Origin of the sequence: Empedobacter sp. UBA5987, assembly GCF_002429865.1 — a bacterium.
In the GTDB taxonomy this organism is placed as follows: Bacteria; Bacteroidota; Bacteroidia; order Flavobacteriales; family Weeksellaceae; genus Empedobacter; species Empedobacter falsenii_B.
The window spans coordinates 34911-51022 of sequence record NZ_DJBB01000068.1 but is presented as its reverse complement, the minus strand read 5'-3'; the positions used below and the strand labels follow the sequence as shown (position 1 = coordinate 51022).

Annotated in this window: 11 protein-coding genes, 1 rRNA gene and 2 riboswitches; of the genes, 8 read left to right on the top strand and 4 right to left on the bottom strand. The window is 31.9% G+C overall.

Annotated elements, in window-relative coordinates; translation table 11 throughout:
- Positions 1-126: 126 nt before the first annotated feature.
- The 7 genes from rrf (at position 127) to B3J26_RS11955 (ending at position 8340) form a co-directional block, all read left to right on the top strand.
- A 5S ribosomal RNA gene (rrf, locus tag B3J26_RS11985) occupies positions 127-234 on the top strand.
- A 428-nt stretch (positions 235-662) separates the two neighbouring features.
- Complete coding sequence (locus B3J26_RS11980; protein ID WP_291074686.1) at positions 663-1106, top strand: cytochrome c oxidase assembly factor Coa1 family protein; 444 nt, start codon at positions 663-665, stop codon at positions 1104-1106.
- Between the two features lie 75 nt (positions 1107-1181).
- A riboswitch (cobalamin riboswitch) is annotated at positions 1182-1366 on the top strand.
- A 99-nt stretch (positions 1367-1465) separates the two neighbouring features.
- On the top strand, positions 1466-3463 hold the full coding sequence (locus B3J26_RS11975) for a TonB-dependent receptor (RefSeq protein ID WP_291074685.1): 1998 nt from the start codon (positions 1466-1468) through the stop codon (positions 3461-3463).
- Positions 3460-4596, top strand: a complete 1137-nt coding sequence (locus tag B3J26_RS11970; RefSeq protein WP_280038185.1) for a YncE family protein — start codon at positions 3460-3462, stop codon at positions 4594-4596. The genes B3J26_RS11975 and B3J26_RS11970 overlap by 4 nt, the downstream gene beginning before the upstream one ends.
- A 9-nt stretch (positions 4597-4605) precedes the next feature.
- Positions 4606-5745, top strand: a complete 1140-nt coding sequence (locus B3J26_RS11965) for a PKD-like domain-containing protein (RefSeq protein ID WP_291074684.1) — start codon at positions 4606-4608, stop codon at positions 5743-5745.
- Positions 5746-5821: 76 nt separating this feature from the next.
- Positions 5822-6688, top strand: a complete 867-nt coding sequence (locus tag B3J26_RS11960) for a DUF4465 domain-containing protein (protein ID WP_291074683.1) — start codon at positions 5822-5824, stop codon at positions 6686-6688.
- Between the two features lie 77 nt (positions 6689-6765).
- Complete coding sequence (locus tag B3J26_RS11955) at positions 6766-8340, top strand: DUF5074 domain-containing protein (RefSeq protein WP_291074682.1); 1575 nt, start codon at positions 6766-6768, stop codon at positions 8338-8340.
- 57 nt (positions 8341-8397) lie between these two features.
- On the opposite strand, the gene B3J26_RS11950 is transcribed toward B3J26_RS11955, so the two are convergent.
- Complete coding sequence (locus B3J26_RS11950; RefSeq protein ID WP_038336827.1) at positions 8398-8859, bottom strand: Lrp/AsnC family transcriptional regulator; 462 nt, start codon at positions 8857-8859, stop codon at positions 8398-8400.
- Between the two features lie 109 nt (positions 8860-8968).
- A riboswitch (cobalamin riboswitch) is annotated at positions 8969-9104 on the top strand.
- A gap of 86 nt (positions 9105-9190) precedes the next feature.
- Here B3J26_RS11950 and metE point away from each other — a divergent pair.
- Complete coding sequence (gene metE, locus B3J26_RS11945; protein WP_291074681.1) at positions 9191-11512, top strand: 5-methyltetrahydropteroyltriglutamate--homocysteine S-methyltransferase; 2322 nt, start codon at positions 9191-9193, stop codon at positions 11510-11512.
- A gap of 85 nt (positions 11513-11597) precedes the next feature.
- On the opposite strand, the gene B3J26_RS11940 is transcribed toward metE, so the two are convergent.
- The 3 genes from B3J26_RS11940 to leuS all read right to left on the bottom strand — a co-directional run bounded on the left by B3J26_RS11940 (position 11598) and on the right by leuS (position 16047).
- Positions 11598-12539 (bottom strand): hypothetical protein, encoded by a 942-nt coding sequence (locus B3J26_RS11940; protein ID WP_291074680.1) that lies wholly within the window; start codon positions 12537-12539, stop codon positions 11598-11600.
- 6 nt (positions 12540-12545) lie between these two features.
- Positions 12546-13082 (bottom strand): GNAT family N-acetyltransferase, encoded by a 537-nt coding sequence (locus tag B3J26_RS11935; protein WP_125348865.1) that lies wholly within the window; start codon positions 13080-13082, stop codon positions 12546-12548.
- A 106-nt stretch (positions 13083-13188) separates the two neighbouring features.
- Entirely contained in the window at positions 13189-16047 is a 2859-nt protein-coding gene (leuS, locus tag B3J26_RS11930) for a leucine--tRNA ligase (protein WP_291074679.1), read from the bottom strand.
- Between the last annotated feature and the right edge of the window lie 65 nt (positions 16048-16112).

Sequence of the window (16112 nt, the reverse complement as noted above, 5' to 3'; positions counted from 1 at the left end):
TTAATCTTATTTGGATTAATAAAGTAATACCAAAAGATTGTATAAACGAAATTCGAAACACGAAAAACGAATTTCGAAGTCAATAATGTCAAGAAATACTAGGAACTAATACCTATTTAAAAATATTAGGGTGACTATAGCTGCAGGGCTCACCTCTTCCCATTCCGAACAGAGAAGTTAAGCCTGCCTGCGCCGATGGTACTGTACTTACGGGAGAGTAGGTCGTCGCCAGTTTTTATCAAAAGCCTCAAGATTATTTTCTTGAGGTTTTTTTGTGGCTATACTTTTTTGTAAAATGTATTAAGTAAAATGTAAGTTTACTTCAACGCATCTCCAAACTATATTTTATAAAAAAAGAAGCTTGCTTTCATCCAACAAGAGGCTTCTAATTAGTCAACGAGAAGCTTTTTTTTGATAAAAAGGAAGCTTCCTTTTTACAACTAACTCAGAACTTACTACTCATAACTCGAAAACACCTCTATTATAATCTCTTTAAGGGATACTTTTGTTTACATCTTTATTCTGTAAGTCTTAAATCTTACGTCTTATAACTTAAGATTCTTCATTTCGCTACGTTCCAAGTAAAGTATTATTTTTGTTTATAATTTAAATTTAACAAGCGAACTCCCAAATTTATTATTTTTACTCAAAACCTAAACATTATGGAAGAAAATCAGTTTGATAATCAATTGTTACCAAAGGAAAGTTGGTTTAAACGCAATTGGAAATGGGTAGTGCCTATTGGCTGTTTGTCGTTTGTGATTTTATTTTTTGGATTGTTAATTGGAGGCGCCTTTTGGGGTTTTAGCAAGTTAACTTCAGATAATGATGTGACGAAACATGCGATCAATATTATTAATCAAAATCCTGAAGTTCAGAAGAAATTGGGTAAGGATGTTAAAACGAATGGAATGTTTAGTGGAAATATTTCTATTACAAATAATACTGGAGAAGCTAATATTTCTGTTCCGGTAAAAGGTACAAAAGGTTCTGGAACTGCAATTATTGTTGGAGAGAAAGAATTTGATAAATGGAATTATGAAAAGATTGCGGTTCAGGTTGATGAAACGGGTGAAGTGATCGAAATAAATAAAGTAAAAGAATAAGCTAACGAATGAGTTAGCTTTTTTTGTTTAGCTATTATTGATAAAGATTTAATTGTTTATTCAAAATAATAATTTTACTTTTGATTAACATTTGGTGCGAACTTAATCGTTCGGTAACAGGGAATCAGGTGAAAATCCTGAACAGACCCGCTGCTGTAAGCTCCATATTTTTTAGATACATATATCCACTGTTCGTAGAATGGGAAGGATTTTTAAAAAAGGAGTAAGTCAGAAGACCTACCAAAATGATAAATGTTGAATGCTTTCGGGGACTAAAGCGTGAAGTTCAAATTTTGGATAGGTTCTTCCTTTCAATACTTCTCCATACACTCTCGTTAGCAACAATTGATTATTGCTAAATGAGAAATCTAAAAACTATAATTATTTGTTGCAGCTTGATTTTGCTTTCATGTCGGATTGCCTCTGCGCAAATTATTAATGATAGTATTTTAGAGCTTCAGCAAGTTAATATCCTAAAAAATAATATAAAAGCCGTTGTTCCTGTTCAGGAATTGAAAGGAGAGCAACTAGAGGCTTTAAATAGCCATTCTGTGGCAGATGCTGTTCGTTTTTTTGCAGGTGTACAAATCAAAGATTACGGTGGAGTTGGAGGTTTAAAAACTATTGATATTCGTGGGATGGGATCTCAACATGTCGCAGTTTTTTATGATGGAATTCAATTGGGAAATGCGCAAAATGGAATTGTCGATTTAGGGAAATTTTCTTTAGACGATATGGAAGTGATTTCTTTATATAATGGTCAAAAAAGTAATATTTTTCAATCAGCGAAAGATTATGCTTCTGCTTCTGCTATTTATCTTCAAGCCAAAAAACCTGTTTTTACTGGTGAAAAAAAAACAAATGCTACACTCCGTTATAAGCTAGGTTCGATTCAATTAATCAATCCTTCTATTCGTATTGAACAAAAAATTACCGATAGATTATCAGCTGTTTTGAGTGCGGAACATGTTAAAACTAATGGTGTATATAAATTCCGTTATCAACGTAAAAATTTGGATGGAACAACTGCATACGATACAGTTTTGAAACGTAGAGATGGACAAGTTGATGCAAAACGTTTGGAATTGGGATTGATCGGAAAAGGAAATCAATCGAATTGGAATGTAAAAGGATATTTGTATGATTCGGATCGTGGAATTCCTGCCGCAATTGTTCGTGGTCGATTTGATGGACGTGGACAAACTTTGGTTGATCGAAATTACTTTGTTCAAGGAAAATATGAGAAACGATTCAGAAACTTTCAATCGAAAATAAACGCAAAATTTGCTTACGATTTCACTCATTATACAGATACAGTTTCAACCGTAAAAACAGAAAATAAATACACACAACGCGAGTTTTATGTTTCTTGGGCAAATCTTTATTCGATTACAGATAATTGGGATGTGAATGTTGCAACAGATTATCAGTTTAATAATATGGGAACTGATTTAAAGAATTTTTCTTTTCCTACTCGTCATACAAATCTTGTTGCTATCGCGTCAACTTATCGTCTTGGAGGTTTGAGTTTGCAAGGAAGTTTATTGGGAACTTTTGTAAAAGAATCAGTAGAAATGAACACAAGTGCTCCAGATAAAAATGTATGGACGCCAACAATTATCGCCAATTATCAACCATTCAAATCTCATGATTTTAATATCAGAGCATTTTACAAACGTATTTTTAGAATGCCAACGTTCAACGATTTGTATTATACAAATATTGGTTATTCTAATCTTCGACCAGAATATTCAACGCAATATAATGTTGGTTTTAACTATTCTAAAACAACTCCAAATTTCTTAAAAAATATTACGATTCAAGCCGATGCTTTTTATAATGAAGTAACTGATAAAATTGTTGCTGCGGCTTCAGGAAGTTTGTTTCGTTTTACGATGCTCAATTTGGATGAAGTTAGAATAAAAGGGTTGGATGTTAAAATTCGTTCAGCATTCCAACTAGGAGAAATAGAAGTTTCACCAATGCTTAATTACGGTTTTTTGCAAGCCTTAGATTATTCGAATTCGAAAAAAAGTTACTACAAAAATCAAATTCCATATACTCCAAAACATAGTGGCTCTTTTGTTTTAGCTGCTTCTTATAAAACGTGGAATTTTAATTACAGTTTTATTTATGTTGGAGAACGTTATAATGTTCATCAAGATAATATTAAAATAAACCATCTTAATCCTTGGTTTACAAATGATTTAGGAATACATAAAGAATTTAAGTTGAATCAAAATTTGTTCAAAGTTTCTTTTGAATTAAATAATATTTTGAATCAACAATATGATGTGGTTTTAAATTATCCAATGCCGGGAAGACAATTCAAACTAATACTAAGCGCAAACTTATGAGAAATTTCAAACAATTATTCGTCTGTTTTTTAACAGCAATCACTTTTTATGCTTGTCAACAAGACACTTATTTGATCGAGAAAGAGGAAGAAGGTGTAACCAATCCCGAAAAAACTGATGTCGTTGGTTTTTATTTGCTTAATGAAGGAAATATGGGAAGCAATATGGCTACGGTTGATTACATGGATTTTACAACAGGAACTTATAATAGAAACATATATGCAACCGTAAATCCTACTATGGTAAAGGAATTGGGTGATGTTGGGAATGATATCAAAATATATGGAAATAAGTTATATGCGGTTATCAACGTATCAAATTTTATCGAAGTAATGGATGCAAGAACAGCCAAACATTTGGGAACAATTCCTTTGGAAAATGGACGTTACATCACGTTTGCAAATGGTAAAGCGTATGCATCTTCGTATGCTGGTCCTGTTACGCTTGATCCGAAAGCGCCTTTGGGAAAAGTGGTCGAAATTGATACGATTAATTTATCGGTTACACGACAAGTGACGGTAGGTTATCAGCCAGAAGAATTAGAAGTTGTTGGGAATAATCTGTATGTAGCAAATTCAGGTGGTTATCGAGTTCCTGAGTATGATAAAACAGTTTCTGTGATTGATTTATCAACATTTAAAGAAACCAAAAAAATTGATGTTGAAGTAAATCTTCATCGCTTAAAAAAAGATGCAGATGGTGATTTATATGTGACTTCTCGTGGTGATTATTACAACGTTCCTTCAAATTTATATGTGTTAGATAGTAAAACGCATCAAATCAAAAAGAAATTTGATATTCCTGTTTCTAACTTTACGATTGTTGATAACAAACTCTATTATTATTCAAACGAATTTAGTTACACAACTTTCGAATACACAAAAACTTATGGCGTAATTGATACTAAAACAGAACAAATTATTAACAAAACATTGGTCAATGATCCTGTTATTAATGAAATTGAAACGCCTTACGGAATTGCTGTAAATCCTCAAACCAAGGATCTTTTTCTAACCGATGTCGGAAATTATGTTTCGATGGGTTACATCTATTGTTTTGATAAAAATGGTGCTTTTAAATGGAAAACTGCTGCCGGAAATATTCCAGCTCATTTTGCTTTTGTCTATAAATAAAATTTACATATGAAATATTCTAAAATCTTACTAACCGCACTAAGTTTTGCTTTGATACAAAGCTGTAGTGATGATGAAAACATTATCGAGACAAATCCTGATAATGCTACTTTACAAGCATCTTATGATGCAACACGCTTAAAAATTGTTCCAATCGAACCAACTATTGCAGGTTTCGAGAATGCAACATATACATGGAAACTTGGCAATGAAATTATAGGAAATGAGAAAACTTTAGGTTTCGTTTCTGATAAAGTTGGTGCTTATGATTTGACATTAGAAATAAAATCAGGAACTACATCTAAAACAGTTAAAACGAAGGTTAATGTTACACAAGAATCAGCAACTTATAGTAAATACATTTCTCAAGTCTTTGATTTTTTACCTTCAGTTGGGCAATTTACCAATAAACTTCCTCTCTTTGAAGCAGGTAATACACAAGCAGAAATGACGACTAAAGCAGGCAAAGAATTGATAGGAAAAGAAACGGGTATGATTTCTTTAGGAGGATACGGAGGATATGTGGTATTTGGTTTTGACCATACAATTATGAACCAACCAAACAAACGCGATTTTAAAGTTTTAGGAAATGGTTTTGCTGGATCTTCTGAACCTGGAATTGTGATGGTAGCATATGATAAAAATAAAAATGGAAAACCAGATGACGATGAATGGTACGAAATCGCAGGAAGTGAGTACACGAATCCAAATACAATAAAAAATTATAGTATTTCTTATCAAAAACCAACTGAAGAAGATAAAATACCTAATCCTGAATATGTAAAATGGACAGATAATCAAGGAAATTCAGGTTATAAAACTAAAAATAGTTATCATAAGCAATCATATTATCCATTGTGGTTTGGTTCGGATCAGTTAAAATTTACAGGTACACTTTTACCTAATAATTATACCGAAAACAATGGAATTTGGAAAGGAAAACAATACTCATATGGTTATGTAGACAATGCACCAAATAACAGCGAAGATTCAAATATTGATATTGATTGGGCTGTTGATAAAAATGGTAATCCTGTTAAATTATTAGGAATCGATTTTATCAAAGTTTACACAGCAACTAATCAAGAAGCAGGTTGGTTAGGCGAAATTTCAACAGAAGTAATGGGTGCTTACGATTTACATCTATAATTAACACTAAATATTTTTTATAAACCGTCGAGTTGTTACGATGATGAGACGGTTTTTTTACAATTATTTCATCAATATGAAGACTATAAATTTACAATTTCCAAAAAAACTTTTTTTTAATCTATTAATCATCGCGTCATCTATCACATTTTTGTCATCATGTAATGATGATGATTATAAAAATGAGGTAGTTGAGTTAAAAAAATACCAAACATTAGATGTTTCTAAGTTCGATCTTTCGAAAGGAATTTCAACTTCTGGAGGTAAAATTTGGGAAGGAACATATAAAGAAGATACAGATTTAATTTTAGGAATTTTCAAACTAAAGCATACTGCTTGGCCCGAATATTTAACATGGATGGGATTTACTGTTTCTAATAGTAATGATAATTCTGATCAAATAAAGAATGAAGGAGGTTGGTTAGATAATCAATGGGGAACAATGGCAAAAGGTGGTGCTGACGGACAAGGAACGCCTTTTTTGGTTTCTTTTGCAGATCATAAACCATCAGAAAAAGTTTTGAAATATGGAGAAGAAGTTAAGATTGACAGATTTTCTAGTGTAGTAGAAATTTTGGATATGGCGAATAAATATAAAGCCAAAAGTGTAAAATTAGCGATTAGTCCTTGGTCTTACTATGGAATTATGAACGGGGATGCTTATGCAAGAAAATTTGAAAAAGGAGATTATTTCGCTATTCATATTTATGGAGTTTCGGCTAATAAGCAATTAACAACAGAAAAACCTGTGACACATTACTTTGTTGATTTCAGAAATGGAGTAAATAACATTTCAACAACTTGGCAAGATGTTGATCTTTCGTCTTTAGGAGAAGTCAAGTATTTAATGTTTTTCTTAGAAACAACCGATGTAGGAAATTGGGGAGCAAATACAGCATTATACTTTACAATGGATAAATTAAAAGTAGAAAAAATTCAATAAATCTCATTTCTAAATATTTTTATCCGAGGCTGTCATTTTTGGATGATGGTTTCGGATTTCTAAAAAACAAACAATACATGAGAAAATTTTTACTTTCGATTTTTACAATTGCTGCATTTCAAACAAGTTTTGCACAAACAAAAGAATATACAAATGGTGTTTTTATTCTGAATGAAGATTGGTTTGGTCATACAAATGGATCAATTAATTTTATGAATCTAGATTATTCTATCGATTATAATATTTACAAAACTGTGAATACCAATGAAGAATTAGGAGTTACGCCTCCTTTTGCAACAATTTATGGTGATAATTTTTACATTGTTTCGAAACAAGGAAATCGTTTAGTTGTTGCAGATTCGAAAACTTTACAGAAAAAAGCCAGTTTTGAAACAATTGGTGGAGACGGAAGAAGTTTTGTAGGTGTTGATGCTAAAACAGGATATTTAGGAACTTCAAGTGGACTTTATTTGTTTGATATTGAAAACTTGAAATTAGGATCTTTAATTGAAGGTGCTGATAAATTTGGTGCTTTAGCAAATATTATTCGAACTTCTACTTATGTTTTTGCCGTAACTCAAAAGGGTGGAATATTAGTAATTGATCCAAACACTCACAAAATTAAGCAAACGATTGCTGGAAGTTTTATTTCTGTAGTTCAATCTAAAGATGGAAATGTTTGGGGAGCATTGGCAAATAAATTGGTTAAAATAAATCCTGTGACTTTAGAAACAACAGAAATCTTGATTCCAACGAAAACAATTCCGAATACTTGGGGAGCGTGGAATGCAGGAAGTTTTTGTGCATCAACAAAAGAAAATGTGATTTACTTTTTCCCAGGTTCTGGTTGGTCTGTTAGTCCTACAATTGTAAAATATGATGTGGATAAAAATGAATTCAATGAGAATTTTGCTACAATTCCTGGTCAAGATGAGCAATATAAACAAGTTGTTTATGGAGCTGGTTTACGCGTAGATCCTGTGTCAGATGAATTAATTGTAACAACAACAGAAAATGGATATGGAACACATTACCAAAAAAACTGGATCCATAAATTTGATAATAAAGGAAATTTAACGAAAACAATTCCTTTAAATGATTATTATTGGTTTCAATCTTTACCTGTTTTTCCAGATAATGCAGCACCAATTATTAATGATTTAGAAACAACTTATCATATCAATACAGCAACAACAATTGATTTGAAAGATAAAGTTTCTGATTTAGATAATTTATCAGCAGCAATTGTAAAAGATTTAGAAATTATTGAAAATGATGATGTAGCTGAAATTTCGATTAATGATAAGGAAGAATTAGTGATTAATCCACTAAAAAATGGAACAGCTAAAATTAAACTTTCTTTCAATTCGAATGGAAAAGTTGTTTCACAAAACATCACAATTTCATCAGCCGTTTTAGGTACAAATGATTTAGCTAAATCTGTTGTAAATGTTTATCCAAATCCTGTTAATAATGTATTGTTTATTGAAACAAATGAAGCTTCAAAAGCCGAAATTTTCGCTATTACAGGAACTAAAATGACAGAGAAAACACTTCAAAAAGGGAAAAATCAATTAGATGTTTCCTCTTTACCAAAAGGTGTTTACATCATAAAAGTTAACAATTCTACTTTCAAGGTAATCAAAAAGTAGTGTGTTATTTATTTGTGGAAAAAAGGTTGAGCATTGCTCAACCTTTTGTTTTTTTTTTTAAATATTGATTCCGTACGTATTTTTTATTTCAGCCATCACAAAAGAGCTGTGCGTACTCCCGATGCTTTCTAAAGCGCCCAATTTATTGAAAACAAAATCTTGATATTGCTTCATATCCAAAACTTGTACTTTTAAGATAAAATCATATTCGCCCGAAATATTATAACATTCCACCACTTCATCAATCAACAAAATATCTTCCACAAGTTTATTCCCAATCGTGCGATCATGTTGTTTTAGCTTAATGCTGCAAAAAACCATAAAGCCTTTGTTCAGCTTTTCTGCATCCAAAACCGCTCTATAATTTTTGATATAACCTTGTTGTTCCAACCTTTTTATACGTTCAAAAACGGGTGAAGGAGATAAATTAACTAAAGCAGCAATTGCTTTTACTGTCAATTTCGAATCTTTTTGTAGAATTCTTAATAATTCTAAATCGGTTTGATCTAATGTTTCCATCCAAATAATATTCTTTTCAACACGATATTTTATCGTTGTTTAAGTGTTTTGTTTTGTAAAAATATTAATAATAAGTTGTATAATCTTATTTTTTCAAGTTTTACAATCGTTTATTTTGTCTTGTTACATTTGTAAAGAAATAAACAACAAATTATTGGGGAATCGTGTGAGAATCACGAGCTGTCGCGCAACTGTAAGTAATGCAAATTACAAGTCAGATTACCAATAGAAACAAAAGATGATACTTTCGCGATTTGAAGTCAGTCTGTCACAATAGGTTTACTATTTATCAACTCGCGTTTGTGTTTTTGAACATTAAAAAACAATCAAAATGCAAACACAAATTTTAGGTTATCCAAGAATTGGCGCTAACCGTGAACTAAAAAAAGCCTGCGAAAACTATTGGGCAGGTAAAATTGAACTACAAGCTTTATTGCAAACAAGCCGTACAATTACCAAACAAAATTGGGCATTGCAACAAGCTGCCGGAATTGATTTAATTCCGTGTAATGACTTTTCTTTTTATGATCAAGTTTTAGATTTTACGTTATCAGTTGGTGCAATTCCAGCGCGTTTCAATACGGTTGCGTTAAATAAAAAGAACACAGAATTAGACTTGTATTTTGCGATGGCAAGAGGTTATCAAAAAGATAATTTAGATATTACAGCGATGGAAATGACAAAATGGTTTGATACCAACTATCATTATATCGTTCCGGAATTTGTAAAAAATCAAGAATTTAAATATTTCTCAAACTCAATTGTAAACGAATTTATCGCTGCAAAAAAAGAAGGTTTTAATCCAAAAACTGTTTTAATTGGACCGATTACGTATTTATTATTAGGAAAAGAAAAAGAAGAGGGATTTGATCGAATTGATTTAATTCAGAATTTATTGCCAGTTTACTTTGAAATTATTCATGATTTAATCAATCATGGAGCAAATACAATTCAGTTCGACGAACCTTTTTTAGCTTTAGATTTAGACGAAAAATCGAAAACAGCTTATCAAGAAGTTTACAAAAAAATAAGAAAAGAATTTCCTCAACTTACAATTCAGGTCGCAACTTATTTTGATGGATTGAAAGATAATACAGCTTTAGCAATCAATTTACCAATTGATATTTTGCATCTTGATTTGGTTCGTGACGAAAATCAAATCGATGAAATATTGAATCTAATTCCTTCTCAATTAAAACTTTCTTTAGGTTTAGTTGATGGTCGAAATATTTGGAAAAATGATTTTCAAAAATCGCTTTCAACCATAGAAAAAGTTGTGAACAAAATTGGAGAAAAACGTGTTATTATTTCAACATCTTGTTCATTATTACATTCGCCTTGTGATTTAGATTTAGAAACAAACGAAAAAAATCTTCCGACAACAATCAAAGATTGGTTTGCATTTGCGAAGCAAAAATTAGAAGAAGTTGCTTTCTTAAAAAATTATTTTTCAAACCCGAATGACGAAAAATTGATTCAACAATATGAAGCGAATCAATTCTCTATTAATAATAGAAAAAATTCTCAATTAATTCATCAAACTCAAGTTAAAGAACGAGTAAATGCAATAAAAGATGAAGATTATAATCGTACAAATAGTTTTGGACAACGAAAAATTGTGCAACAAAATGTATTGAATCTTCCGCCTTTCCCAACGACAACAATCGGATCTTTTCCACAAACACAAGAGGTGAGAAGTTGGCGTGCGAAGTATAAAAAAGGGGAATTATCTGCCGAAGAATATGATACTTTATTGAAACAAGAAACCAAGCGTACAATAGAATGGCAAGAAGAAATTGGCATTGATGTTTTGGTACATGGTGAATATGAGCGAAACGATATGGTGGAATATTTTGGTGAAAAATTAGCCGGATTTGTTTTCTCTAAAAATGGTTGGGTTCAGAGTTATGGAACGCGTTGTGTAAAACCGCCGATTATTTTTGGTGATGTTTATCGCCCTGTTCCAATGACGGTTTATTGGTCGAAATATGCACAATCTATCACAGAACAAAAAGTAAAAGGAATGTTGACAGGACCGGTTACGATTTTGCAATGGTCTTTTGTTCGCGATGATCAACCAAGATCTACGACGTGTAAACAAATTGCATTGGCGATTCGCGATGAAGTTTCGGATTTAGAAAAAGCTGGAATTAAAATTATTCAGATTGATGAACCTGCAATTCGAGAAGGTTTACCATTGAGAAAAGATGAATGGCAAAATTATTTGAAATGGGCGGTTGATTCGTTCAAATTAGCTTCAAGTAATGTTGATAATTCTACGCAAATTCATACGCATATGTGTTATTCAGAATTCAACGATATTATTCAAAATATTGCTGATTTAGATGCGGATGTCATTACAATTGAATGTTCGAGAAGTCAGATGGAATTATTAAATGCTTTTTCAGATTTCAATTATCCAAATGATATTGGACCTGGAGTTTATGATATTCACTCGCCTCGCGTTCCGTCGAAAGAGGAAATGGTTGATTTGATAGAGAAAGCGGCAAAAGTTATTCCGGCAGATCAATTATGGGTAAATCCTGATTGCGGACTAAAAACGCGTCATTGGGAAGAAACCGAAAAAGCTTTAATTGAAATGGTTGCGGCGACAAAAGAATTAAGAAAAATATATACGCCAAAAGCGATTTAAGCTTAACATCCTACTTTTATGATTTAAGTAGTGTAGTGTTATTTATTTGTGAAGAAAGGTTGAGTAACGCTCAACCTTTTGTGTTTTAATAATAATTTATCGTTCGTTTTACAACATATTTCAATTCTCCATTAGTTGAAATAGAGGCTTTTATCCAATTGTTTTTCGAATCATATTCATACGAAACTTGATAAGAAGTTAAAACAGTTTGTCCATTTCGGAACGATTGTTTTTTAAAGTTGACAATTTCATTTTTCGAATCAAAATCAGCTTGATAGGCTAACGTTTTATTGGCATCAAATGATTGTAATTTAGAAATATTTCCATTCTCAAAAAACATTATTTTGCTCGAATTTCCAGCAATTTCTTCCTGAAAAATAGGCGTTTCTTTATCATAAATATAATACGATTTTCGTCCTTTTTTTCCATCAAAAGAAGTCATTTCATCCAAAACCAATAAACCATTTTTGTTATACGTCAAATTATTTTCACTAATTGTAGAACCTTCCACTTTTGTCGTGATTTTATTCAATTTATTCGAATAATTAAAAATCGTTTCATAATTAGATTTTGACGATTTCCCTTCGATTTTTTCTGTCAAGTTTATCAACCGATTTTTATTGTCATAAACGAAGTTTTTGTCCGAAGCAATTCGTTTTGGATCTTCACCATTGTTAATAACTGTATTCGTTTGTTTATCAATAAAATTAGAGTTATTGTAGTCGTAATTAACATAGTTATAAACAGCTAATTTTCCTTGATAATCCAAATAATTTGTTCGCTTTGTTAACAATCCTTTTTGATTAAATTCTAACGAAATTTGATTGTAAAATTCATTTTCTAAAAAAGGTAAAGTCGTCGAATTTCCTTTTGCATCTGTTGCTGTAGAAGTTATTTTTTCAACCTTTCCTTTCAAATTAAAATCGGCTAAAGTTGTTTTAACTTCATAATCATTCGTCGAAATTTTTTGTGCAAAACTACATGTCGAAACAAGAATTGTACATAAAAGTATAATAGGATGTTTCATGATTAATTATTTCTTCAATTCATACCAAAAGCAATCCAAATCCCACATGTCAAGATGAAAAGTTTCAGTGACTTCAAATCCCATTTTTTCTAACACATTTCGAGAAGCTTTATTATCAACATGCGTTATTGCGTTTAGTTTAATATGTGACATATTTTTTCTGTAAAAGTCCATGCAAGCTTCGGCAGCTTCAGTTGCATAACCTTTTCCCCAAGTTTCTTTTCTGTAACGATATCCGATATCAATAAAATCGAATTTATTATTCATCGATTCGCTTTCTATAATATATTTAAAACCAGTCCAACCAATCATTTTACCTGTTTCTTTTTCAACAACAGCAAGACGACCATGTCCAAGTTCTTCATATTGTTTTTGGATATCTTCAATAATTTCTTTTGTTTCTTCAATGGTTTGAATAGGTTCTGCTTTTAGAAATTCATGAACTTCTGGTTGTGAATCCATTTCAAAAAAATCTTGTAAATCATCAATCGTAATAGGTCTGATGATTAACCGTTCTGTTTCGAGTGTTGGTAAATATTTCATTTGAGTTATAGTTTTGATTAAAGATAGTATAAAATATAAAATCCTCGCAATTGCGAGGATTTTATCTATATTCTCAATACTAAAATCTAGTATCTAAAATCTTTTTTTATCCAACGATATTAATGATTTTTCCAGGAACAATAATAATGTTTTTCGGAGTACGATCACCCAATTGTTTGATTGTACGTTCGTCGTTCATTACAATTTCTTGAATTTCTTCTTTCGATAACGATAAAGGTAATTCTAACAAAAATTTCATTTTACCATTGAATGAAACTGGATATTCTTTAGCATCTGCAATCAACCATTTTTCTTCGAAAACAGGGAAATCTGCATGTGCAATTGACGTTTCATGTCCTAATTTTGACCACAATTCTTCTGCAATATGCGGTGCATAAGGAGAAATAATAATAGCCAAAGGCTCTAAAATTGCACGTTTAGTTGTTTTTAATTTTCCTAATTCGTTTGCAGCAATCATAAAAGTAGAAACCGATGTATTAAAAGAGAAATTGTTTACATCTTCGTCCACTTTTTTGATGGTTTGATGCAACACTTTCATTTCTTCTTTTGTTGGTTCATCTTCCGAAACAAAAAATGTTTCTTCTGTTCCTGAATGATATAATCTCCAGAATTTTTTCAAGAATGAATAAACTCCAGATAAACCTTGTGTATTCCATGGTTTAGACTGTTCAACAGGACCTAAAAACATTTCGTATAAACGTAAAGAATCTGCTCCATATTGATTACAAATATCATCAGGATTTAAGACATTGTAGTAAGATTTTGACATCTTTTCAACCTCGCGTCCTGTGATGTATTTACCATCCTCTAAGATAAATTCTGCATTAGCAAAATCTTCTCTCCAAGTTTTGAATTTTTCTGTATCTAATTCGTCGCCTCCATCTTTTAACAACTTAACATCAATACGGATTGGAGTTGTTTCATGCTGATCTTTCAAAGATTTGGAAACAAAAGTATTTGTTCCATTAATTCTATATGCATAAGCGGTCATTCCCAAAATCATTCCTTGGTTAATCAGTTTTTTTGCATATTCATCTGTAGGAACGAATCCTTTATCAAACAAGAATTTTTGCCAAAAACGAGAATACAACAAGTGACCAGTCGCGTGCTCAGATCCACCCATGTACAAATCTACATTTTGCCAATAATCAACCGCTTCTTTTGATACAAACTCGTTGTCATTTTTTGCATCCATGTAACGTAACCAATACCAAGAAGAACCTGCCCAACCTGGCATAGTGTTCAATTCGATAGGGAAAATTGTTTCATTGTTGATTAAACTATTGTCTACAACTTCGTTTGTTGTTGTATCAAAAGCCCATTTTGTCGCACGTCCTAATGGTGGCTCACCATCTTTTGTTGGCAAATATTCGTCAACTTCTGGTAAAATAATTGGCAATGCTGCTGTTGGAATTGTATAAGGCATTTCGTCTTTGAAGTAAACCGGAACCGGCTCTCCCCAATAACGTTGACGAGAGAAAACTGCTTCGCGTAAACGGAAGTTTGTTTTTCCTTGTCCAAAACCTTTTTCTTCTAAAGCTTCAATTGCTTTTGCAACCGCTTGTTTATAATCTAATCCGTTTAAGAAATCAGAATCTTGTAATTCGAATCCACCTTTTTCTGTAAAAGCAGCTTCAGAAATATCTTTTCCTTTGAAAATATTAATAATTGGTAAATTGAAATGATTTGCAAAAGCAAAATCACGTTCGTCACCAGCTGGAACAGCCATTACAGCACCCGTTCCATAAGAAGCTAATACATAATCACCAATCCAAATCGGAAGTTGTTTTCCTGTGAAAGGATGAATGGCATAAGCGCCCGTAAATTCTCCCGTAATATTTTTAGCATCTGCTAAACGATCACGCTCCGAACGTTTTGAAGTATAATCGACATAAGAATCAACTTTTCCTTTGTGCTCTGTAGTTGTAATTTGAGATACCAAAGGATGCTCTGGCGCTAAAGTCACATAAGAAACACCGAAAACAGTATCAGGACGAGTTGTAAATACTTCAATTTTAGCATCGTCGAAATTAGAAATTAGAAATTCGATACTTGCTCCAGTCGATTTACCAATCCAGTTTTTTTGTGATTCTTTGATTGGATCTGGCCAATCTAATTTATCCAAACTAGTTAACAAACGATCTGCATAAGCCGTGATACGCATCATCCATTGTGTCATTTTTTTTCGCACAACAGGGAATCCTCCACGTTCAGATAATCCGTTAATTACTTCGTCATTCGCTAAAACAGTTCCTAAATCTGGACACCAGTTTACTTCTGCTTCTGCTAAGAAAGTTAAACGATATTTTAATAAAATTGCTTGTTGTTCTTTTTCAGAATAGGCATTCCATTGCTCTGCTGTAAAGATTTCGATATCATCATCCGCCACAGCGTTTACATTCGCATTACCTTCAGTTTTGAATGTTTCAACTAATTTTGAAATAGATTCAGCTTTATCAGTTGAATTATCATAATAAGAATCAAATAATTGATTGAAAATCCATTGTGTCCATTTATAATATTCAGGTTCTGAAGTTCTGATTTCACGATCCCAATCGTATCCCAAACCAATTTTTTTCATTTGGTTTTCGTAACCAGCAATCACATTTCCTTGTTTATCAACACCACCTTCGATATTCGTTGTTGTTGTAATCGCAGGATGTTGACCAGTTTGAATCGCATATTGTTCCGCAGGCAAACCAAAAGAATCGTAACCCATTGGGTGTAAAACGTTGAAACCCTTTAATTTTTTGTATCGAGAATATATATCAGACGCAATGTATCCAAGTGGATGACCTACGTGTAATCCTGCTCCAGAAGGATAAGGAAACATATCTAATACGTAAAATTTAGGTTTTTCTGATTGATTTTCAGCTTTGAACGTCTTGTCTTCAATCCAAAATTTTTGCCATTTTGGTTCGATTTCATTCGGATTATATTGCATTATTGGAAGTTATATTAAAATTAAATTTATGCAAATTTACATTTTTTATGTATCTTTTAGGATAG